The following is a 22462-nucleotide window of genomic DNA, read 5'->3' on the forward strand; positions in this document are numbered from 1 at the left end:
AGTATATAATATCAGATAAATCATTATCACTATTCATGAGTATTTGAACTTTTTTGGTAGTTTTAAGAGCATCTTCTAAAATAAAATGAACCATTAATTTCAATTCTTCAGGATTTTTAGCAAAATTATTTGTTTTCTGGAAGTTGTAATGAATATTGTAATTTGTAGCTTTGGATGAAAAGTCATTTAATAAATTAAGAATTGATTTTAATTTAATTAATTTTTGTTGTTTTGAATAACCTACTTTTTCAATGAAATACGCTTTTTTTAGTTCGTTTTTTTGTTGTATTGATAAAGATAAAAATTTAATTATTTTTTCAACAGGCCCATAACTAGCTGGCATTTGAATGCCTGACATATATTTTTGAATAGTAGTTCTTGGTATGCCAGTTAGTTTAGAAATAGTTACTACATTATATTGGCTTTCGTGAATATATTGTTTTAAAAGTAAAGAAAAATTATTAATATTCATTAAGTTCTCCCTGCCCCGTTAATTTATCGTATAAGTAATTAAATTATACATTTTTTTAAAAATAAATGGTTAAAAATGTAATAAAATGTGTATTATATGTAATAATTAGTCTTTATTTGTGTATGATAATACATATTTATAAAGTATTAATAACTAAATATTAATTTATTAGATTTATAAATAGGTAGCTAAAATAAAAGATAAGGCGTATAATGAAGATGTATTGGAGGAATGGAATGATGGATAGGGCAGTGATGACTGGTGATAGTACTAACATTATGCCATATGTAATATTAATGGTTGTTGCAGTGGTAGTAATTGCTGGTTTTATCATTTATAAGAAAAAGAAGAATAAATAATATAATCATCTGTAATTTAGGCAGATGATTTTTATTTCTTTACAATATTTATAAATAAGTTATAATAACTTTAGATACTTTCGTTATAACGTGACGAAAGTTTAAAAGAGGTGAGGTAGTGACTAAAATAACTGACTTAAAAGAAGATAACATTCATCAAATCAGGCAATGTTTTTATGATGGTGAAATTTGGACTAAAAATAAACTAGCTCAAAAAACTGGGTTATCATTAGCGGCTACTACTAATATTTTACAATATTTACTTCAAAATAATGAAATATTACTTGATGGTAAAGCTCAGTCTACTGGTGGTCGAAAATCAAAACAATATGTGTTAAATGCTGATTATCAAAGTTTAGGTGTTATGCTCTTAAAAAGAGATCATATAAATTATTATTATGCTGGTAGAATATATAATTTACTAGGAAAATGTTTAGGTGATATTCGGTTAACCGGGACTAAAGGTGATTATAATGAACTGGTACGGGCAATTGATTTGCTTTTAAAAAAGAAACACTTTGATAGTTTAGTAATAAGTATTCCAGGTGTAAGTAATAATGGAATGATTAATATTTGTGATTTTGAAGAATTGGCTCAAAGAGATTTAGGTGGCTTATTAAAAGATAGATATCAATTATCAATAATTATTGAAAATGATGTAAATATAGCTGGTATTGGTTTTAGTCGTCAATATCCACAATGTAATAATCTAGCGTTTATGTATCAGCCTAAAGTTAAGTATATTGGCTGTAGTATGATAATTAATCATCAGCTTTGTAAAGGGTTCTCAAATTTTGCCGGTGAATTATCGTATTTACCGTTTTTCACTCATTTGCAACAAACAGAAATGTTAAAGAAGGCACCAGACAATTTACTTTTAAATCAGCTTGTTAGTTTATGTTGTGTTGTAAATCCGGAAATTGTTGGTATTAGTAGTGATGTATTAGAAGATTTTTCGGGTGATGGAATGGAAAATTATTTACCAAAAGAGCATTGGCCGCAAATAGTTTTTGTTGAAGATTTTGATAGTTTAATTTATGAAGGGTTATATGTATTAGGGATTGAAAAGATAATAGATAATATAAAAAAGGAGCAGACTAATGGATAAATATATAGATTTACATATGCATTCAAAATATAGCGATGATGGTGAGTTTACACCTAGTGAATTAGTTGAAATGTGTCATCGCTCTGGGATTAAAATTATGGCTATTGCTGATCATAATAGTGTAAAAGCAATTGATGAAGCTAAAGAAGCAGCTAAAAAATATGATATCAAATATATCAGTGCAACAGAAATTGATTGTACCTATAATGGAATCAATCTTCATGTATTAGGTTATGGTATTGATTATCATCATGAAGATTTTAAACGTCTAGAACAAAATGTTTTAGATCAAGAATTAAAATGTTCGAAAGAAAAAATACTTTTAACAAACAAATTAGGTTTTGAAGTTGATGAAGAAGCTTTAAATAAATTAAGTGCTAATGGTGTTTATACTGGTGAAATGTTTGGAGAAGTATTATTAAATGATCCTCGTTATCAAGAACACCCATTATTAAAACCATATCGTGAAGGTGGCGCTCGTAGTGATAATCCATATGTTAATTTTTATTGGGATTATTATAGTCAAGGTAAACCATGTTATACCAAGATTATTTATCCTAGTTTAAAAGAAACCATTGATTTAATTAAAAAGCATGGTGGAACTGTTGTTTTAGCTCATCCGGGTAATAATTTAAAAGGACAATTTGAAGTTTTTGATGAAATGGTTGCATTAGGTGTTGAAGGGGTAGAAGCATTTAGTAATTATCATAGTTTAGAGACAGTAAATTATTTCTATGATGCAGGTAAAAAACATGATCTTTTAATTACTTGTGGCAGCGATTTTCATGGTAAAACAAAACCGGCTATTGAACTTGGTGAGTGTCGCTGCAACATAGATGAACATGATATTGAAGAACAGTTAAAAGAGTATAATTTAATTTAAAAAATGATGACAAGCAGCTTGGGTGCAAGCTGTTTTATCTTTACAAAAAAATAATAAAATTGTTCTTTAATTAGTACAATTGTTATGCTATAATCGAGGCGGAAAAAGAGGGTAGTGAAAATGGATATACGAAAGAAAAAGAATATCATTAGTTTTTTTGCGGTTATCTTATCAGCATTGATTATGGCTTTTGCAACAAAAAATTTAGTCCGTCCGGCTGGAACTTTATCCGGTGGATTTATGGGAGTTGCCATTATGGCTGATATGATTGCTGAATTATTAGGGGGAAGTTTACCAACTTCAATTGGACTGTTATGTTTAAATGTACCGGTGGCATTATTTTGTGCTAAGAAAATTTCTAAACGATTTGTATTTTTTTCATTATTACAAGTTATATTAACATCACTTTTTTTACCGTTAATGCCAACGTATCCATTATTTGATGATACAATATTAAATGTAATTTTTGGTGGCTTTTTATTTGGGATTAGTATTACGGTAGCTTTAAAAGGAAATGCTTCTAGTGGGGGAACAGATTTTATTGCATTATATATCTCTAATAAAAGCGGTCGTGAAATATGGAATCAGGTCTTTGTATTTAATGCAATGTTATTGATAATTTTTGGTTTTATTTTTGGTTTTGAAGCAGCTGGTTATTCAATTTTATTCCAGTTTATTTCAACTAAAACAGTATCAAATTTCCATACTCGTTATAAGCGAGTAATGTTGCATATTTATACAAAATGTAAAGATGACATAGTTTCTGTGTATTGTAAAAAATTTCATCATGGAATTACTGTATTAGATGGTGTTGGAGGTTATTCAAATAAACCGGTTTCTTTGCTTACAGCGATTGTTTCAAGTTATGAAGTTGATGATGTGATTATGGCTATGAAGGAAGTCGATCCTCACGTAATTATTAATGTGTCTAAATCAGAAAAATATGTAGGTCGTTTTTATAATGAACCGTTATAGAATATAATTAGATAAAAAGGCTAACCATCGGTTAGTCTTTTTTTAATAGTAGCTAGAATCAATAGGATGCTCGATGGCATAAAAACCGCCGTCAAAACTATAAGCCTGATAGCCTAAGGATATTAGTTTTAATGCTAAGTCAGATGATCGTTTACCGCTATAACAAATTAAAAAAATTGGTTTATTTTTAGGACAGTCAAGTTTATCGATTGTAAAGTCCTGGTAAGGGATATTGACGAATTTTGTTAGGTGGAGTTGTTTATATTGATAAGGCTCTCTTAAATCGATGAATAGATAATCGTGTTTAAGTAATTCTGGTAGCATATTGATACTAATTAAATGGTTGATTTTCATCACTTTCACCTCATTATAATGTATGAAACTAATTGAAAACAATGCTTAAGAATGGTATAATTCAGCCATGGAGGAATGTTGAATATGGATAAGAAAACAATCAAAGATATCGAAGTCACTGGAAAAGTTGTTTTATGCCGTGTTGACTTCAATGTACCTAGAAACAAAAAAACTGGAGAAATTACTAATGATAATCGTGTAGTAGCTGCTTTACCTACTATTAATTATCTATTAGAACAAAATCCAAAATGTATTGTATTATTCTCACACTTAGGAAAAGTTAAAACAGAAGAAGATAAAGCTAAAAATGATTTAGCAGTTGTTGCTCCTTGTTTAGAAAAACATTTAGGAAAACCTGTTACTTTCGTTAATGCTACAAGAGGACCAGTGTTAGAAGATGCAATCAAAAATGCTGATGAAGGTTCTGTAATTTTAGTACAAAATACTCGTTATGAAGCTGGAGAATCTAAAAATGATCCTGAACTTGGAAAATACTGGGCTTCATTAGGTGATGTATTTGTTGAAGATGCATTCGGTTCTGTACATAGAGCTCATGCTTCTACTGCAGGAATTCCTGCTCATTTACCAAGTGCAGCTGGATTCTTAGTAGAAAAAGAAATTGCTTATATCGGAAAAGCTGTAAATGATCCTGAAAGACCAATGGTTGCAATTTTAGGTGGTGCAAAAGTTTCTGATAAAATCTTAGTTATCGAAAACTTATTAAAAATCGCTGACAAAGTTATCGTTGGTGGTGGAATGAGTTATACATTCGCTGCTGCTCAAGGATATAAAATTGGAAACTCTTTAGTTGAAGAAGATCGTATCCAAGTAGCTAAAGATATTCTTGCAAAAGCTGGAGACAAATTATTATTACCAGTTGATTCAGTTGTAAATACTGCATTTGCACCTGAAGGTGATATTAAAGTAGTTGAAGGTGACATCCCTGAAGGATATATGGGATTAGATATTGGACCTAAATCAGTTGAAAACATTAAAGCTGCATTACAAGGTGCTAAAACAGTTATCTGGAATGGACCAATGGGTGTATTCGAAATGGAACCATTTGCTAAAGGAACAATTGAAGTTTGTGAAGCTTTAGCTAACTTAGATGGTGCTAATACTATTATCGGTGGTGGCGATAGTGCTGCTGCAGTAATGCAACTTGGATATGCTGATAAAGTTTCTCATATCTCAACTGGTGGAGGAGCTTCATTAGAATATATGGAAGGTAAAGTACTTCCTGGTATTGCTGCAATTGATGATAAATAATAAGGGGAAATAATAATGAGAAAACCAATTATTGTAGGAAACTGGAAAATGAATAAAACAATCGCTGATACTAAAGCATTCGTAGAAGCGGTTGATGGAAAAGTTAGTGACAGTGCTGATTGGGGAATTGCAACTCCATATTTAGCTCTACAAACTGCAAAAGCAGAAGCTAAAAACTTATTAGTTGCTGCTGAAAACTGCCACTTTAAAGATAGTGGTGCTTATACTGGAGAAGTTAGCGTTGAAATGTTAAAAGAAATCGGAGTTGAATGGGTAATTCTTGGACACTCTGAAAGAAGACAATATTTCGGTGAAACTGATGAAACAGTTAACGCTAAAATGCTTCAAGTATTAAAAAATGATATGACTCCAATCGTATGTGTTGGTGAAACTTTAGAAGAATATGAAGCAGGAACTACTAAAGATGTTGTTAAAAAACAAACAGTAGCTGCTTTCAAAGATGTATGTCCAAAATGTGCATCTCGTAGCGTAATTGCTTATGAACCAGTTTGGGCTATTGGAACTGGTAAAACTGCTACTAATGAAATTGCTCAAGATGTTTGTGCATATATCCGTAGCGTAATTGCTGATTTATATGATCAAGAAGTAGCAGATGCAATCAGAATTCAATATGGTGGATCTGTAAAACCTGAAGGATTAAAAACTTTACTAGAACAACCTGATATTGATGGTGCTTTAGTTGGTGGAGCTTCACTTCAACCAGATTCATATATTGCAATGATTGAAAATTTAGGTTAATAAAACTATTAAAGAAGGCTTGTTTTAAAGTCTTCTTTTTTATGATTATTGGTAAATAAAATGGAAATAATATAAAATGAAAAATATAAAGCATATTAGTAACGATTACTATTTATCTATGCTATAATCAAGGTGCAAGGGATAAATAAACTTAATAAGGAGGTTTTCAAAATGAAATTATTAAAATGCCCAATTTGTGGCAATGTGGTTGAAATGGTAGAAGATCATGGTGTGCCTCTAATGTGCTGTGGTAAACCAATGGTTGAAGTTAAAGCTGGCGAAGTGGATGCGGCAGTTGAAAAACATGTACCAGTTGTCAAAGTTGAAGGTGATTATTTAGTGGCAACAGTTGGTGAAGTTTTACATCCAATGACACCAGAACATTTAATTAGTAATATTTGGGTTGAATTTAGCGATGGAAGTGCAATGAAAGTTACATTGACACCTGAAGACAAACCTGAGGCTCGCTTTAATATTGCTGGTAAAAAAGGTAAAGCTACAGTTTATGAATATTGTAATCTTCATGGATTGTGGAAAGCAGAAGTTGAGTTATAAACCTCCATATGACTTGGAGGTTTTTTTATATTTAAAAATTAATGAAAAAAATTATAAAAAAAGTATTGCATTTATCGAATAATAATGTATAATTCGTAGTTGACGCAATATGTGTTACTATGCGTGGAAGGACTATGTCCATTTGACCACAGCACGGACAAATTTATATATAGGAGGAATGTCGCGTGAGTAAAAAAGTTGTAAGAGTCATGAAGATTCAGTTCCCAGCTGGAGGAGCAAAACCAGGTCCAGCTTTAGCCGGAGCAGGAATTCAAATGCCTAAATTCTGTAATGCATTTAATGACCAAACAAGAGATCGTATGGGTGAAACAGTACCTGTTGTTTTAACTATTTACGAAGATAAAGATTTTGATTTTGTATTAAAAACTGCACCAGCAGCTGAAATGATTAAAAAAGCTTGCGGAATCCAAAAAGGTTCAAGCAACGCTGGAACTACTAAAGTTGCTACATTATCAGCAGATAAATTAAAAGAAATCGCTGAATACAAAATGCCTGACTTAAACGCTAACGATCTTGAATCAGCAATGAGAATCATCGCTGGTACAGCTCGTAACATGGGTGTCGAAGTAGAAGGTATTTAATTTAAGATTAATAAATATTAATCGTCATTTGTGGAAGGATAATCCGTTAGACCACTAAGGAGGAAAAATAATGGCAAAGAAAAGTAAAAGATATCAAGAAGCTGCTAAATTAATTGAAAAAGGTAAAGCATATTCAGTTGAAGAAGCAGTTGAATTAGTAAAAAAGACAAGCACAGTAAAATTTGATGCAGCTGTAGATGTTGCATTTAAATTAGGGGTTGACCCTCGTCAAGCTAACCAACAATTACGTGGGGCTTTAGTATTACCACACGGAACTGGTAAAACTAAAAAAGTATTAGTTGTAACTGAAGGAGCTAAAGCTCAAGAAGCAAAAGATGCTGGAGCTGACGTAGTTGGTGGTAAAGAAATTTTAGAAGACATCAAAAAAGGATGGTTAGATTTCGAAGTAATGATCGCTACTCCTGATATGATGGCTGAATTAGGGAAATTAGGACGTATCTTAGGACCTAAAGGTTTAATGCCTAACCCTAAAACTGGAACTGTAACTATGGATGTAGCTAAAGCAGTTAAAGAAACTAAAGCTGGTAAAGTTACATATCGTACAGATAAAGAAGGAAATGTCCATATGACAATCGGACGTGTTTCATTCGATGATGCTCAATTAGTAGAAAACTTTAATGCGGTTTATGATTTATTAGTAAAAATCAAACCATCTACTTCAAAAGGTGTTTATATGAAAAATATCGCCTTAACATCAACAATGGGACCAAGTGTCAAAGTTGCTGCTGGTAAGTAGTCAACAAATTAAATTAGCGCAATCAATATACCCAAGACAGTAACTGGGAAACCTTAATTTGTTACCGAGGTGTTAAAGAAATATATTACTAGTATATTGACTTAACTCTCGTGTAAACGGGAGTTTTAGTTTGAGTATATTGTTGCATATATATTAAAAAATTACAGGAGGTGTAACAATGTCAACAGAAGCTATTAAAGCAAAAAGTACTTTAGTTGAAGAAATCAATACTAAATTACAAGCAGCTCAATCTGCAGTTGTAGTTGAATATCGTGGTTTATCAGTTGCTGAAATGACTGAATTACGTAAAAACTTAAAAGCTGAAGATAGCGAATTAAAAGTTTACAAAAACTCTTTAGTTCAAAGAGCTACTGTAGATACAGTATATGAAGGACTAAATGATCAATTGACAGGACCAAATGCCCTTGCATTTGGAAACAGCGATGCTGTAGCTCCTGCAAGAGTTATCGCTAAATTTGCTAAAGAACACGAAGCATTAGTTATCAAAGGTGCTGTAGTTGAAGGTAAATTATTAACTCTTGATGAAGTTAACGAAATCGCTAAATTACCTAACCGTGAAGGTATGTACTCTATGTTACTTGCTATGTTAAAAGAACCAGTAAGCAAAGTAGCAAGAGCAATCAAAGCTGTTGCTGATGCAAAAGAAGAAAACGGTGGAGCTGTAGAAGCTAAAGAAGAAACTGCTGAAGCAACTGAAGAAGCTGTAGAAGCTAAAGAAGAAACTAAAGAAGAAGCAGCTGAATAGTCTGCTTAGTATAAAAATGGAGGATAAATAAAGATGGCAAAATTAACACATGAAGATATTTTAGCTTACTTAGAAGAAGCTACAATCTTAGAATTAAATGACTTAGTAAAAGCAATTGAAGAAAAATTTGATGTAACTGCTGCTGCACCAGTTGCTGTAGCTGCTGCTGGAGCTGATGAAGCTTCTGCTGAACCAGCTAATGTTACTGTAACATTAACTGCTCCAGGTGGAACTAAAGTAGCTGTTATCAAAGCAGTTAGAGAAATCACTGGTCTTGGATTAGTTGATGCTAAAGGTTTAGTTGACAAAGCACCTTCTGTAATTAAAGAAAACATTCCTGCTGCTGAAGGAGCAGAAATTAAAGAAAAATTAGAAGCTGCTGGAGCAACTGTAGAAGTTAAATAATTTAACTTAACAGAATAAAGAGCCCTTATGGGCTCTTTTGTCTTAATAATTATGAAACATTACTATACTAATAATGAAGAATTAATAAGCAATCCGGAACAATTTGTTTTTCACTATCGAGATCATGATTTATATTTTACTAGTGATAATGGTGTTTTTTCTAAAAAAATGATTGATTATGGATCACGAGTATTACTAAATGCAATTGAGTTAGATGAAAGTAAGGTTAAACTATTAGATGTTGGTTGTGGTTATGGAACATTTGGTATTTCTTTAAAAAAGGTGTATCCTTTTTTAGAAGTAGATATGGTTGATGTAAATAATCGTGCCCTGGATTTAGTTAAAGAAAATTTGAAGGCTAATAAGCTAGAAGCTAATGTGTATTTAAGTGATGTATATGAAAATGTAAGTGATCAATATGATGTTATTGTTACTAATCCACCAATAAGAGCTGGCAAAGAGGTAGTTACTAAAATATTAGTGGAAGCTAAAGATCATTTAAATGAAAATGGTGAAATTTGGGTTGTGATTCAAAAAAAGCAGGGAGCACCCTCTGCTAAAAAGAATTTAGAAAAAGTTTTTGGGAATGTTGAAATCGTTAAACGTGATAAAGGTTATTATATTTTAAAGGCTATTAACAAATAATAATTTGTCAATAGTTTTTTTATATTTTTTTAAGAAAATTTATTGACTTTAAAATAACCTTGTGATAGAGTTATAAAATGCCTATTAGTGTTTATAATAAAGCGTTTTTGTGCGCTCAAAAACATCTTGATAGAGAAATATAAAGGGGTGGAGTTAATACGTGGAAAACAAAGTAACCAAAGCAAAAAGTAAAATTACTCGTCGTAATTATTCGAGAATTAGTGGATCTTTAGAACTTCCAAATCTTGTTGAGATTCAAACCAATTCATACAAATGGTTTAAGGAAGTTGGAATTAAAGAAGTTTTTGAAGATATCTACCCAATCACTAATTTTAATGAAACTTTATCATTAGAATTTGTAGATTGCACTTTTGATGAAGCAAAATATTCAGTAGAAGAGAGTAAGGATCGTGATGCCAATTATGCAGCACCGATTCGTGCATCTTTACGATTAGTTAATTCTAGCACTGGTGAGATAAAAGAGCAAGAAGTTTTTATGGGTGATTTCCCATTAATGACTGATTCTGGTACTTTTATTATCAACGGGGCTGAACGTGTTATTGTATCACAATTAGTACGTTCACCTGGTGCTTATTTTGCAGACGTTTTAGACAAAAGTGGAAAAACTGTATTTAGTGGCAGTATCATCCCTTCTAGAGGTACTTGGCTAGAATTTGAAACTGATGCTAAAGACACATTAAATGTAAGAATTGACCGTAATAGAAAAATGCCTGGAACAGTATTATTAAGAGCATTAGGACTTTCAAGCAATGAAGAAATTATTGATGTTTTTGGTGAACATGAATATATTACTAATACTCTTGCAAAAGATAACACTACTAATACTGAAGAGGCTTTAATTGAGATTTATAACAAGCTAAGACCTGGAGAACCAGCTACATTAGAAGGTGCAAATAACCTTTTATATACACGTTTCTTTGATTGCAAACGTTATGATTTAGCTAAAGCTGGACGTTTCAAATTCGGTAAAAAACTAAGTTTATTAGACCGTATTGCTGGCCGTGTTTTAGCACAGGATTTAGTGGACAACGATGGTAATGTAGTATATCCAGAAGGTACGTTAATTACTCAAGAAGTCATTGATAAAATTAAACCGGTTTTAGAAGCTGGAGCGCATACACGTAAATTAACCACCAATCCACGATTAGAATCAAATGATGTCATCCAAGTATTGGATGTATATGTAGATGAAACAAAATCTAAAAAAATGCGTGTTATTGGTACAGATTTATCTTTAACAAGTAAATTTGTAACTATTTCAGATATGATTGCTGCATATTCATATATGTTTAATTTAGTTGATATTTACAACTCATTAGACTTAACTGCAGAAGATCGTGTTAACTTAATGGCAAGAATTGGATTATTAGACGATATTGATCATTTAGGTAACCGTCGTGTTCGTTCAGTAGGTGAATTAATTCAAAATCAATTTAGAATTGGTTTATCAAGAATGGAACGTGTAGTAAAAGAAAGAATGTCGTTATCAGAAGTTGATTCAATTACACCACAATCACTTACTAATATTCGACCATTAACAGCTGCGATTAAAGAATTTTTCTCATCATCACAGTTATCACAATTCATGGATCAAATCAATCCATTAGCAGAGCTTACAAATAAACGTCGTTTATCTGCTTTAGGTCCAGGTGGTTTAAGTCGTGATCGTGCTGGTTATGAAGTCCGTGACGTACACGCATCTCACTATGGAAGAATTTGTCCAATCGAAACACCTGAAGGTCCAAACATCGGGTTGATTTCAACTTTAGCATCTTATGCTAAAATCAACGAATATGGATTCATTGAAACACCATATCGTAAAGTAAATCATTGCGTTATTGATGAAGATGATGTTCGTTATTTAACTGCAGATGAAGAAAAGAATTATGTCATTGCGCAAGCAAATGTTCAAACAGATGAAAATGGAACTATTTTAGACGAACAAGTAATTGCTCGTCACTTAGGTGAAAATATCATGGCTAAACGCGAAGAAGTTGACTTTATCGATATTTCACCAAAACAAATCGTATCAGTAGCAACATCATGTATTCCATTCTTGGAAAACGACGATGCTACTCGTGCCTTGATGGGTGCCAACATGCAACGTCAAGCAGTACCTTTATTAAATCCACATACACCATTTGTTGGAACTGGTATGGAATATCAAGCTGCTAGAGATTCTGGAGCTGCTGTTGTTGCTCATGAAAATGGTGTTGTTAAATATGTTGATGCTAAAAAAGTAATTATTGAAGACGAGGAAGGTGTAGAACATCGTTATCGTCTGGCTAAATTCAAAATTTCTAATAACGGAACTTGTATCAACCAAAAACCAATCGTTGAAACTGGTGAAGAGATTGTTAAAGGGCAAATTATCGCTGATGGACCAGCAATGGAACAAGGTGAGCTTGCGTTAGGACAAAACGTATTAGTTGGTTTCATGGAATGGAATGGATATAACTACGAAGATGCCGTTATTATGTCAGAAAGATTAGTTAAAGATGATGTTTATACTTCTATTCACATTGATGAATATTCAATTGAATGTCGTGATACTAAATTAGGTCCAGAAGAAATCACTCGTGATATTCCTAACGTTGGTGATGAAGCACGTAAAAATCTAAATAGTGATGGTATTATCATGATTGGTGCTGAAGTTAAAGAAGGGGATATCTTAGTAGGTAAAGTAACTCCAAAAGGACAAGCAGAATTATCAGCTGAAGAAAAACTTTTACTTGCAATCTTCGGTGAAAAATCACGTGAAGTTAAAGATAACTCATTACGTGTTCCTCATGGTGGGGCCGGTATTGTTCATGATATTAAAGTGTTTGAAAGAAAAAATGGTGATGAATTACAACCAGGAGTTAATAAGGTTGTAAAAGTATATATCGTTCAAAAGAGAAAGATTTCTGAAGGTGACAAGATGGCCGGACGTCATGGTAATAAAGGGGTCATCTCTAAGATCTTACCAATTGAAGATATGCCACACTTAGAAGATGGTACACCATTAGATATCATGTTAAACCCATTAGGGGTACCTTCTCGTATGAATATCGGGCAAGTATTGGAATTACATTTAGGATATGCTGCTCGTCAATTAGGTTTATATATTGCAACTCCAGCATTTGATGGATTACATCCTAAAGATTTAGAAGATATTATGGCTGAAGCAGGAATGTCAAAAGATGGTAAACAGCCAGTAATTTCTGGTCAAACTGGAGAATATTATGATAACAACATTTCTGTTGGAATCATGTATATGATTAAATTAGCTCACATGGTTGATGATAAGTTACATGCTCGTTCAGTAGGACCTTACTCATTAGTAACTCAACAGCCATTAGGTGGTAAAGCTCAAAATGGTGGACAAAGATTTGGGGAAATGGAAGTTTGGGCTCTTGAAGCTTATGGTGCAGCTTACACATTAAGAGAAATCTTAACAGTTAAATCTGATGATGTTGTAGGTCGTGTTAAAACTTATGAAGCAATTGTTAAAGGTCAACCACTTCCAGAACCAGGTTTACCAGAATCATTTAGAGTATTGAAAAAAGAATTACAAGCTTTAGCTTTAGATGTTCGTTTATTAGACGAAAATGATAATGAAATTGATATGCGCAATATTGAAGAAGAGGAACGTCGTTTCCCACGCAGTATTGACAAAGATGAAGTAATTGATACAGCAGATAAATCAGTAACTGATGATGAAGAAGTCGAAGAATTAGAAGTTTCTGAAGATGCTGATGATAGTGATATTGATATTAGTTTAAATGATATTGATGAAGACTTTGATGAAAGTGAATCATTATAGGAGGAAAAAAGATGGCAAGCACAAATAATTTCTCAGCAATTCAAATTGGATTAGCATCCCCTGAAAAGATTCGCGAATGGTCTTATGGTGAAGTAAAAAAACCAGAAACAATCAACTATCGTTCTCAAAAACCAGAGAAGGATGGATTATTCTGTGAAAGAATTTTCGGTCCTTCTAAGGATTGGGAATGTAGCTGTGGAAAATACAAAAAAGTACGTTATAAAGGTGTAGTTTGTGATCGTTGTGGTGTTGAAGTAACTAAATCAGCAGTACGTCGTGAAAGAATGGGACATATTGAGTTAGCAACACCAATTGCTCATATCTGGTATTTAAAAGGAATTCCTTCACGTATGGGCTTAATTTTAGATATGTCACCTAAACAACTAGAAGAAATTATTTACTTCGTTTCTTATGTTGTTATTGATAAAGGAAGTACACCATTAGAGTACAAACAAGTATTGTCAGAAAGAGACTATCGTAAATGTTATGAACAATTTGGGAATACATTCGAAGCCCAAATTGGTGCTGAAGCAATTCAAACATTATTAAAACAAGTTGATCTTGAAGAAGAATTTGCAAAAGTAAGCAAAGAATTAAAAGAAGCTCAAGGTCAAAGAAGAACTAAATTATTAAAACGATTAGAAGCAATCAATGCTTTTAGAACATCAGATAATCAACCAGAATGGATGATCTTAGAAGCATTACCAGTTATTCCACCTGATTTACGTCCAATGTTACAATTAGATGGTGGAAGATTTGCAACTTCTGATTTAAATGACTTATATCGTCGTGTTATTACTCGTAATAACCGTTTGAAAAAATTATTAGAATTAGGAACACCATCTATCATTGTTCAAAATGAAAAGAGAATGCTTCAAGAAGCAGTAGATGCTTTAATTGATAATGGTAGACGTTCTAAACCAATTACCGGTGCTGGTGGAAGAGCATTAAAATCTTTAAGCCATACATTAAAAGGAAAACAAGGTCGTTTCCGTCAAAACTTATTAGGTAAACGTGTTGACTATTCAGGACGTTCAGTAATCGCGGTTGGACCAGACTTAAAGATGTATCAATGCGGTATTCCTCGTGAAATGGCATTAAACTTATTTAAACCGTTTGTAATTAACGGATTAGTTCGTGATGAATTAGCAACAAATATTAAAGCGGCAGAAAGATTGATCGATAAAATGGATGATCGTATCTGGCCAATTGTTGAAGAAGTAATCAAACAGCATCCAGTATTACTAAACCGTGCCCCAACATTGCACCGTTTAGGTATTCAAGCATTCGAACCAAAATTAGTTGAAGGACGTGCAATTCGTCTACATCCATTGGTTACACCAGCGTTCAACGCTGACTTCGATGGTGACCAAATGGCGGTCCATGTACCATTAGGTGAAGAAGCTATTCAAGAAGCTCGTCAATTAATGTTAGGTTCAAACAATATCTTAGGGCCAAAAGATGGTAAACCAATCGTTACTCCTTCTCAGGACATGGTATTAGGTAACTATTATCTAACTCTTGAAGATGAAGGTGGTATTGGTGAAGGTACTGTTTTTGCTGATCGTAACGAAGTAGATCATGCATATTTTGCTAAAACTGTTGACTTGCATACTCGTGTTGCAATTCAGGCTGGTTCTTTAAAAAATAAAACTTTTACTAAAGAACAAAATGAATCTTATTTAATTACAACTGTAGGAAAAATTTTCTTTAATGACATTTTTGATGGTAAATTCCCATTTATTAATGATCCAAGTAGCGAAAACTTAACTGCTACACCAGATAAATACTTTGTACCAATGGGAACAGACATCAAGGAACACATTAAAAATCAGCCAATTATTAAGCCATTAAATAAAAAATCATTAGGTAAGATTATCGATGAAGTATTCAAACATGAAGCAATGTCTGATACTAGTTTAATGCTTGATAAATTGAAAGATCAAGGTTTCTATTATTCAACTATCGCTGGTACAACTGTATCTGTATACGATATCCAAGTACCTGAAGCTAAATATGAAATCTTTGAATATGCTGATGAAAAACTTGAACAAATTAAAAAGTTCTATAACAAAGGTAAATTAACTGAATCAGAAAGATATCAAAACGTAATTAAATTATGGACTGATGTCAAAGATGAGGTACAAGAAGTCGTACGTCAAGAATTCGAAGCTGACAGTCGAAATCCAATCTTCATCATGTCTGACTCTGGTGCCCGTGGATCACTTTCAAACTTCACTCAGCTAGTAGGTATGCGTGGTTTGATGTCAAATCCAAAAGGGGAAACAATTGAGTTGCCTATTAAATCTTCATTTAGAGAAGGTTTAACAGCATCAGAATTCTTTATTTCTACCCATGGTGCCCGTAAAGGTTCTACCGATACAGCGTTAAAAACGGCCGATTCTGGTTACTTAACAAGACGTTTAGTTGACGTAGCACAAGAAGTAATTATTTCTGAAGACGATTGTGGAACAGATCGTGGTTTCATTGTTACTGAATTATATAATAATGATGATCAATCTGTTATCGTACCATTACGTGACCGTTTAGTGGGACGTTTTGCTCAAAAAGATGTTATTAACCCAGAAACTAGAGAAGTAATTGTTCCTGGTGGAGAGTTAATTAATGAAGCATTAGCTGATGAAATCGTTAATGCAGGTATTAAAGAAGTAGAAATCCGCTCTGTTTTAGGATGTATTGCTAAAGGCGGAATCTGTCGTAAATGTTATGGTCGTAATTTAGCAACAGGAAGCGTTGTTGAATTAGGAGAAGCAGTAGGAATTATGGCTGCTCAATCTATCGGTGAACCAGGTACACAGTTAACAATGCGTACATTCCATGATGGTGGGGTTGCCGGTGGAGCCGATATCACTCAAGGGTTACCACGTATTCAAGAGTTATTTGAAGCTCGTAATCCAAAAGCTAAATCAATCATTAGTGAAATCGAAGGTGAAGTTACTAATATGATCGATAACAACGGAAGAATGGAAGTTGTTGTTACTAATGATTTAGAAACACGTAGTTATTTAGCTCCTTATGGTGCTAAAATCCGTGTTGAAGTCGGTGATAAGGTAAATATTGGTGATAAGATTACTGCTGGATCAATTGACCCTAAAGAATTATTATCAGTAGCTGATGTTGAAGCGGTTGAAAATTATATTATCAAGGAAGTTCAAAAGGTATATCGTATTCAAGGTATCGAAATTTCTGATAAGCATATTGAAATTATCGTTAAACAAATGTTACGTAAGATGAAAATTATTGAAGGTGGAGAAACTGGTTGTCTACCAGGAACAAATATCAATATCAACACTTTCACTGAATTAAATAAAGAAGTATTAAAAGAAGGTAAGCATCCTGCTGTAGCTCGTCCAGTATTACTTGGTATTACTAAAGCAGCGTTAGAAACTGAATCTTTCTTATCTGCAGCGTCATTCCAGGAAACTACTAAGATTTTAACTGATGCAGCTATCAAAGGTAAAAAAGATCATTTACGTGGTCTAAAAGAAAATGTCTTGATTGGTAAATTAATACCAGCAGGAACAGGATTGCGTGGACCTTTAAAATCACCTGAAACTCTTGAAAGAGAAGCTCAAGAAGCTTTAGATGCTCAAGATTCTTTTGATGATAATCTTGATGGTGATCAAAATATGCAAGAATTTAATATGGAACAAGCAGGTTAATCCTGCTTGTTTTTGTACACTAAGTTTAAAATGTAAAAAAATAAAAAAATAGTGAAAAAAAGTGATTTTTTCTTAAAAAAAGATTGACATCTGACAATAAATATTTTAATATTACTACGGTGTCCGCTTCAGGACGCATTGTTTATTGAAAATTATGAAACACCCGGTATTGTGTGTTAAAAAATTATGAAAGGAGAAAATGAATGCCTACTATTAACCAATTAGTAAGACAGGGTCGTACTGACAAAATATCAAAATCAAAATCACCAGCGTTAAACAGAGGTTATAATTCATTGGCTAAAAAACCAACAATTACTAATTCACCTCAAAAACGTGGGGTTTGTACACGTGTTGCTACTATGACACCTAAGAAACCTAACTCAGCATTACGTAAATATGCCCGTGTTAGATTATCTAATGGTATGGAAGTAACTGCATATATTCCAGGAATTGGACATAACTTACAAGAACATAGTGTTGTTTTGATTCGTGGTGGCCGTGTTAAGGACTTACCAGGGGTTCGTTATCACATCGTTCGTGGTACTATGGACTGTGCTGGGGTAAACAACCGTAAACAAGGTCGTTCTAGATATGGTGCTAAGAAACCAAAATCTTAATTAAATCAAGTATAGGAGGAAATATAAATGGCAAGAAAAGGTCGTGTTGCAAAAAGAGACGTTCTACCAGATCCAGTATACAATTCTAAAACTGTTACTAAATTAATCAACAACATTATGCTTGATGGTAAAAAAGGTGTTGCTCAAAACATCTTATACGAAGCATTTAAAAAAGTTGAAGAAAAAACTGGAAATCCAGCAATGGAAGTTTTTGATCAAGCAATCAATAACATTATGCCAGTTCTTGAACTTAAAGTTAGACGTATTGGTGGAGCTAACTACCAAGTACCAGTAGAAGTTTCTGGAGAAAGAAGAATGACTTTAGGATTAAGATGGTTAGTTAACTATTCTCGTTTAAGAAACGAAAATACAATGATTGATCGTCTAGCTAATGAAATTATTGATGCTTCTAACGGAACAGGTGCTTCTGTTAAGAAGAAAGAAGATACTCATAAAATGGCAGAAGCTAATAAAGCATTTGCTCATTTCCGTTGGTAATATCCAACAATTAATAAGAAAGGAGAAAAACTATGGCTCGTGAATTCTCATTAGAGAAAACTCGTAATATCGGAATCATGGCTCACATTGATGCAGGTAAAACTACAACAACTGAACGTGTTCTATATTACACTGGTAAAATCCATAAAATTGGGGAAACTCATGAAGGTGCTTCTCAAATGGACTGGATGGAACAAGAACAAGAGCGTGGTATTACAATCACTTCTGCAGCAACAACTGCTCAATGGAATGGATATCGTGTAAATATTATCGATACTCCAGGTCACGTAGACTTTACTGTTGAAGTTGAACGTTCACTTAGAGTTCTTGATGGTGCTGTAACTGTATTAGATTCAAAAGCTGGGGTTGAACCTCAAACTGAAACAGTTTGGCGTCAAGCAACTACTTATGGTGTACCTCGTATCGTATTCTGTAATAAAATGGATGCTACAGGTGCAGATTTCATCATGTCATTAGAATCTTTAGAAAAAAGATTAGGTGTTCATGGTGTTGCAATCCAATTACCAATTGGAGCTGAAGATACTTTTGAAGGTGTCATCGACTTAATTAAAATGAAAGCTGTATATTTTGAAGGGGATAAAGGTGAAAACGTTGTTTACAAAGATATCCCTGCAGAATATGTAGATCAAGCTAATGAATATCGTGAAAAGATGTTAGATTCTGCTGCATCTTATGATGATGATTTATTAATGAAGGTATTAGAAGGTGAAGAACCAACTGAAGAAGAAATCAAAGCTGCAATCCGTAAAGGTGTATTAGCAGTAGAATTATTCCCAGTATTATGTGGTTCTGCATATAAAGATAAAGGTGTTCAACCAATGTTGGATGCAGTTATTGATTATTTACCAGCACCAACTGATATTCCATCAATCAAAGGTATTGATGAAGATGGTAATGAAATTGAAAGACATGCTTCTGATGAAGAACCATTTTCAGCATTGGCTTTCAAAATCATGGCTGACCCATTCGTTGGTAGATTAACATTCTTCAGAGTTTATTCAGGAACTATCAATTCTGGTTCTTATGTATTAAACTCAACTAAAAACAAAAAAGAACGTTTAGGACGTATCCTACAAATGCACGCTAATAAGCGTAATGAAATCTCAACTGTATATGCTGGAGATATCGCTGCAGCTGTTGGTTTTAAAAACACAACAACTGGGGATACTATCTGTGATGAAAAGAATTTCGTAATTCTTGAAAAAATGGAATTCCCTGAACCAGTTATTGAACTTGCAATTGAACCAAAAACTAAGCAAGATCAAGATAAATTAGCTAACGGTTTATCTAAATTAGCTGAAGAAGATCCTACTTTTAGAACTTATACAAATCCAGAAACTGGTGATACTGTTATCGCTGGTATGGGTGAATTACATCTTGATGTAATCGTAGACCGTTTAAAAAGAGAATTTAAAGTTGAAGCTAATGTAGGTGCACCACAAGTTGCTTATCGTGAAACAATCAAGAAAGCTGCTGATTGTGAAGGTAAGTATGTAAGACAATCAGGTGGTCGTGGACAATACGGTCACGTATGGATCAAATTTGAACCTAATGAAGGTAAAGGATTTGAATTCGTTGATGCTATCGTTGGAGGGGCAGTACCTAGAGAATATATCGGTTCAGTAAAAGCTGGGTTAGAAGACGCTCTTGAAAACGGTATGATTGCTGGTTATCCAGTATTAGATATTAAAGCAACATTATTCGATGGTTCTTACCATGATGTCGATTCATCAGAAATGGCATATAAAGTTGCTGCAAGTTTAGCATTAAAAGAAGCTGGTAAAAAATGTGATCCAGTAATCTTGGAACCAATCATGGCTGTAGAAGTAACAGCACCAGCTGAATATTTAGGTAGTGTAATGGGAGATGTATCTTCTCGTCGTGGTATGATCGAAGGACAAGAAGAAAGAGGTAATGCTATTACTGTACAAGCAAGTGTACCTTTATCAGAAATGTTCGGATATGCTACTGATTTAAGATCATTCACTCAAGGTCGTGGAAACTACACAATGATCTTCGATCGTTATGAACCAGTACCTAAATCAATTAAAGAAGAAATTATTAAGAAAAACGGCGGAAATAACTAATGTCGTGTTAAAATCTTATTGATTTTTTCAACTAAATAAATTAGAATGTATATGTACAAAAATATAAACTAGGAGGAAAGCTTAAATGGCTAAGGAAAAATTTGACCGCTCTAAAGCGCATGTAAATATTGGTACTATTGGTCACGTTGACCATGGTAAAACAACTTTAACTGCAGCTATTACAACTGTATTAGCTAAAGATGGGCAAGCACAAGCAATGGACTATGCTTCAATCGATGCTGCACCAGAAGAAAAAGAACGTGGTATTACAATCAATACTGCACACGTTGAATATCAAACAGCTACTCGTCACTATGCACACGTAGACTGTCCAGGTCATGCTGACTACATTAAAAACATGATCACTGGGGCTGCTCAAATGGACGGTGCTATCTTAGTAGTTGCTGCTACTGATGGTCCAATGCCTCAAACAAGAGAACACATCTTATTATCTCGTCAAGTAGGTGTACCATACATTATCGTATTCTTAAATAAATGTGATATGGTTGATGACGAAGAATTATTAGACTTAGTAGAAATGGAAGTTCGTGAATTATTAAATGAATATGACTTCCCAGGTGATGATACACCAGTTATCCGTGGATCTGCATTAAAAGCATTAGAAGGAGATCCAAAATGGGTACCAGCTATTCATGAATTAATGGATGCTGTTGACACTTATATCCCAACTCCAGAAAGAGATACAGATAAACCATTCTTAATGCCAGTTGAAGACGTATTCACTATCACTGGACGTGGAACTGTTGCTACTGGACGTGTTGAACGTGGACAATTAAAATTAAATGACCCATTAGAAATCGTTGGTTTACATGAAACTCAAAATACTGTTGCTACAGGTATCGAAATGTTCCGTAAATTATTAGATTACGCTGAATCAGGAGATAACGTAGGGGTATTATTAAGAGGTATCAACCGTGATCAAATCCAACGTGGACAAGTATTAGCTAAACCAGGATCAGTACATCCACACAAAAAATTCAAATGTCAAGTTTACGTATTGAGTAAAGATGAAGGTGGACGTCATACTCCTTTCTTCGCTAACTACAGACCACAATTCTATTTCAGAACTACTGACGTTACTGGTGTAATCGAATTACCAGAAGGTGTAGAAATGGTTATGCCTGGAGATAACGTAGAATTAACAGTAGAATTAATTGCTCCAATCGCAATTGAAAAAGGAACTAAATTCTCAATCCGTGAAGGTGGTAGAACTGTAGGTTCTGGAAATATCTCTGAAATTATTGAATAGTATTTAATTAGGGAATCTTTATTGATTCCCTTTTTTTGTTTATAATATAAATAGATAATTGGAGGGATAAAGATGGAAAATTTATTAGGGATAGGATGTTTAATTTATGCTATTTATTTAGCGATAAGTAAAAGATTACCTTATCGTAAAGAAGTAATGTTGAAAAAAGGAACAGAAAATACGTGTTTAAAAATTGAAATAATAGCTTTTATTTGTTTGTTTTTAGTTTTTGAAATGATGTATTTAATTAGTTTTTTTATTAGAGGTTCAATTATACTTGGAATTTTTTATTTAATATTAATAATTGCAATATGGAGCATTAAGGAAAATAGAGAGAAAAAATTGTATAAAGAAAGATATCGAAGATAAAGTATATTGTTAGAAATGTTGGTTATATTATTAAAATGTAAGATATTAATAAAAAAATGACAAGGAAAAAGAGTGATAAAAAGGGAGAAAAAGCGGGAAGGGATAAAAAAAGTAAAAAAAGGTATTTACAAAGTAAAGAGGATGTGGTAGATTAATAGGGCACTCGAGAGAAGGAGCGAGGT

General features: G+C 33.2%; 21 protein-coding genes and 1 other annotated feature. Of the genes, 19 read left to right on the forward strand and 2 right to left on the reverse strand.

Annotated elements, in window-relative coordinates; genetic code table 11:
* Nucleotides 1-472 (reverse strand): hypothetical protein (locus tag B5E92_RS12115; protein ID WP_143357587.1); only part of this gene is annotated, 472 nt, incomplete at its 3' end.
* 239 nt (nt 473-711) lie between these two features.
* Here B5E92_RS12115 and B5E92_RS12120 point away from each other — a divergent pair.
* From B5E92_RS12120 to B5E92_RS12135, 4 genes are all read left to right on the forward strand, one after another.
* A complete protein-coding gene (locus B5E92_RS12120) occupies nt 712-831 on the forward strand; it encodes an LPXTG cell wall anchor domain-containing protein (protein WP_087302595.1) in 120 nt (39 codons plus the stop codon).
* Nucleotides 832-949: 118 nt separating this feature from the next.
* Nucleotides 950-1939 carry an ROK family protein gene (locus tag B5E92_RS12125; protein WP_087302557.1) on the forward strand — a complete coding sequence of 330 codons (990 nt, stop codon included), beginning with the start codon at nt 950-952 and terminating at the stop codon, nt 1937-1939.
* A complete protein-coding gene (locus B5E92_RS12130; protein WP_087302559.1) occupies nt 1932-2822 on the forward strand; it encodes a PHP domain-containing protein in 891 nt (296 codons plus the stop codon). The genes B5E92_RS12125 and B5E92_RS12130 overlap by 8 nt, the downstream gene beginning before the upstream one ends.
* 120 nt (nt 2823-2942) lie before the next feature.
* Nucleotides 2943-3797, forward strand: coding sequence for a YitT family protein (locus B5E92_RS12135; protein WP_087302562.1), 855 nt, complete (start codon nt 2943-2945; stop codon nt 3795-3797).
* Between the two features lie 42 nt (nt 3798-3839).
* On the opposite strand, the gene B5E92_RS12140 is transcribed toward B5E92_RS12135, so the two are convergent.
* The gene (locus tag B5E92_RS12140; RefSeq protein ID WP_087302564.1) at nt 3840-4151 is read right to left on the reverse strand and encodes a rhodanese-like domain-containing protein; all 312 of its coding nucleotides are present in this window, start codon (nt 4149-4151) and stop codon (nt 3840-3842) included.
* A gap of 84 nt (nt 4152-4235) precedes the next feature.
* On the opposite strand from B5E92_RS12140, the gene B5E92_RS12145 reads away from it, so the two are divergent.
* From B5E92_RS12145 to B5E92_RS12215, 15 genes are all read left to right on the forward strand, one after another.
* Nucleotides 4236-5420 (forward strand): phosphoglycerate kinase, encoded by a 1185-nt coding sequence (locus B5E92_RS12145; RefSeq protein ID WP_087302566.1) that lies wholly within the window; start codon nt 4236-4238, stop codon nt 5418-5420.
* Nucleotides 5421-5435: 15 nt separating this feature from the next.
* On the forward strand, nt 5436-6179 hold the full coding sequence (tpiA, locus tag B5E92_RS12150; RefSeq protein ID WP_087302568.1) for a triose-phosphate isomerase: 744 nt from the start codon (nt 5436-5438) through the stop codon (nt 6177-6179).
* A gap of 171 nt (nt 6180-6350) precedes the next feature.
* Entirely contained in the window at nt 6351-6734 is a 384-nt protein-coding gene (locus B5E92_RS12155) for a desulfoferrodoxin family protein (protein WP_087302570.1), read from the forward strand.
* A gap of 185 nt (nt 6735-6919) precedes the next feature.
* Complete coding sequence (gene rplK, locus B5E92_RS12160; RefSeq protein WP_087302572.1) at nt 6920-7336, forward strand: 50S ribosomal protein L11; 417 nt, start codon at nt 6920-6922, stop codon at nt 7334-7336.
* A gap of 70 nt (nt 7337-7406) precedes the next feature.
* Nucleotides 7407-8093, forward strand: coding sequence for a 50S ribosomal protein L1 (gene rplA / locus B5E92_RS12165; protein ID WP_087302574.1), 687 nt, complete (start codon nt 7407-7409; stop codon nt 8091-8093).
* 12 nt (nt 8094-8105) lie between these two features.
* Nucleotides 8106-8231 (forward strand) — a sequence feature (ribosomal protein L10 leader region).
* A 40-nt stretch (nt 8232-8271) separates the two neighbouring features.
* Nucleotides 8272-8859 carry a 50S ribosomal protein L10 gene (gene rplJ, locus B5E92_RS12170; protein ID WP_087302576.1) on the forward strand — a complete coding sequence of 196 codons (588 nt, stop codon included), beginning with the start codon at nt 8272-8274 and terminating at the stop codon, nt 8857-8859.
* Nucleotides 8860-8892: 33 nt separating this feature from the next.
* Nucleotides 8893-9264, forward strand: coding sequence for a 50S ribosomal protein L7/L12 (gene rplL, locus B5E92_RS12175; protein WP_087302578.1), 372 nt, complete (start codon nt 8893-8895; stop codon nt 9262-9264).
* Nucleotides 9265-9315: 51 nt separating this feature from the next.
* Nucleotides 9316-9909 (forward strand): class I SAM-dependent methyltransferase, encoded by a 594-nt coding sequence (locus tag B5E92_RS12180; protein WP_087302597.1) that lies wholly within the window; start codon nt 9316-9318, stop codon nt 9907-9909.
* Nucleotides 9910-10069: 160 nt separating this feature from the next.
* Nucleotides 10070-13735, forward strand: a complete 3666-nt coding sequence (locus B5E92_RS12185) for a DNA-directed RNA polymerase subunit beta (RefSeq protein WP_087302580.1) — start codon at nt 10070-10072, stop codon at nt 13733-13735.
* Between the two features lie 11 nt (nt 13736-13746).
* Complete coding sequence (gene rpoC / locus B5E92_RS12190) at nt 13747-17418, forward strand: DNA-directed RNA polymerase subunit beta' (protein ID WP_087302582.1); 3672 nt, start codon at nt 13747-13749, stop codon at nt 17416-17418.
* 203 nt (nt 17419-17621) lie between these two features.
* Nucleotides 17622-18035, forward strand: a complete 414-nt coding sequence (gene rpsL / locus B5E92_RS12195) for a 30S ribosomal protein S12 (RefSeq protein ID WP_087302584.1) — start codon at nt 17622-17624, stop codon at nt 18033-18035.
* Between the two features lie 27 nt (nt 18036-18062).
* Nucleotides 18063-18533 (forward strand): 30S ribosomal protein S7, encoded by a 471-nt coding sequence (rpsG, locus tag B5E92_RS12200; RefSeq protein WP_087302586.1) that lies wholly within the window; start codon nt 18063-18065, stop codon nt 18531-18533.
* A 32-nt stretch (nt 18534-18565) separates the two neighbouring features.
* On the forward strand, nt 18566-20641 hold the full coding sequence (fusA, locus tag B5E92_RS12205; protein ID WP_087302588.1) for an elongation factor G: 2076 nt from the start codon (nt 18566-18568) through the stop codon (nt 20639-20641).
* Between the two features lie 85 nt (nt 20642-20726).
* The gene (gene tuf, locus B5E92_RS12210; RefSeq protein ID WP_087302591.1) at nt 20727-21911 is read left to right on the forward strand and encodes an elongation factor Tu; all 1185 of its coding nucleotides are present in this window, start codon (nt 20727-20729) and stop codon (nt 21909-21911) included.
* Nucleotides 21912-21983: 72 nt separating this feature from the next.
* On the forward strand, nt 21984-22280 hold the full coding sequence (locus B5E92_RS12215; RefSeq protein ID WP_087302593.1) for a hypothetical protein: 297 nt from the start codon (nt 21984-21986) through the stop codon (nt 22278-22280).
* Nucleotides 22281-22462 lie beyond the last annotated feature (182 nt).

Source organism: Erysipelatoclostridium sp. An15 (assembly GCF_002160675.1).
GTDB classification, from domain to species: Bacteria; Bacillota_I; Bacilli_A; order Erysipelotrichales; family Coprobacillaceae; genus Thomasclavelia; species Thomasclavelia merdavium.

What these genes read in the sequence shown, in the direction of transcription:
- B5E92_RS12120 (WP_087302595.1), top strand. Translation starts at nt 712, where the DNA reads ATGGATAGGGCAGTGATGACTGGTGATAGTACTAACATTATGCCATAT.
- B5E92_RS12130 (WP_087302559.1), top strand. Translation starts at nt 1,932, where the DNA reads ATGGATAAATATATAGATTTACATATGCATTCAAAATATAGCGATGAT.
- B5E92_RS12135 (WP_087302562.1), top strand. Translation starts at nt 2,943, where the DNA reads ATGGATATACGAAAGAAAAAGAATATCATTAGTTTTTTTGCGGTTATC.
- B5E92_RS12140 (WP_087302564.1), bottom strand. Translation starts at nt 4,151, where the DNA reads ATGAAAATCAACCATTTAATTAGTATCAATATGCTACCAGAATTACTT.
- B5E92_RS12145 (WP_087302566.1), top strand. Translation starts at nt 4,236, where the DNA reads ATGGATAAGAAAACAATCAAAGATATCGAAGTCACTGGAAAAGTTGTT.
- tpiA (WP_087302568.1), top strand. Translation starts at nt 5,436, where the DNA reads ATGAGAAAACCAATTATTGTAGGAAACTGGAAAATGAATAAAACAATC.
- B5E92_RS12155 (WP_087302570.1), top strand. Translation starts at nt 6,351, where the DNA reads ATGAAATTATTAAAATGCCCAATTTGTGGCAATGTGGTTGAAATGGTA.
- rplA (WP_087302574.1), top strand. Translation starts at nt 7,407, where the DNA reads ATGGCAAAGAAAAGTAAAAGATATCAAGAAGCTGCTAAATTAATTGAA.
- rplJ (WP_087302576.1), top strand. Translation starts at nt 8,272, where the DNA reads ATGTCAACAGAAGCTATTAAAGCAAAAAGTACTTTAGTTGAAGAAATC.
- rplL (WP_087302578.1), top strand. Translation starts at nt 8,893, where the DNA reads ATGGCAAAATTAACACATGAAGATATTTTAGCTTACTTAGAAGAAGCT.
- B5E92_RS12180 (WP_087302597.1), top strand. Translation starts at nt 9,316, where the DNA reads ATGAAACATTACTATACTAATAATGAAGAATTAATAAGCAATCCGGAA.
- rpoC (WP_087302582.1), top strand. Translation starts at nt 13,747, where the DNA reads ATGGCAAGCACAAATAATTTCTCAGCAATTCAAATTGGATTAGCATCC.
- rpsL (WP_087302584.1), top strand. Translation starts at nt 17,622, where the DNA reads ATGCCTACTATTAACCAATTAGTAAGACAGGGTCGTACTGACAAAATA.
- rpsG (WP_087302586.1), top strand. Translation starts at nt 18,063, where the DNA reads ATGGCAAGAAAAGGTCGTGTTGCAAAAAGAGACGTTCTACCAGATCCA.
- fusA (WP_087302588.1), top strand. Translation starts at nt 18,566, where the DNA reads ATGGCTCGTGAATTCTCATTAGAGAAAACTCGTAATATCGGAATCATG.
- tuf (WP_087302591.1), top strand. Translation starts at nt 20,727, where the DNA reads ATGGCTAAGGAAAAATTTGACCGCTCTAAAGCGCATGTAAATATTGGT.
- B5E92_RS12215 (WP_087302593.1), top strand. Translation starts at nt 21,984, where the DNA reads ATGGAAAATTTATTAGGGATAGGATGTTTAATTTATGCTATTTATTTA.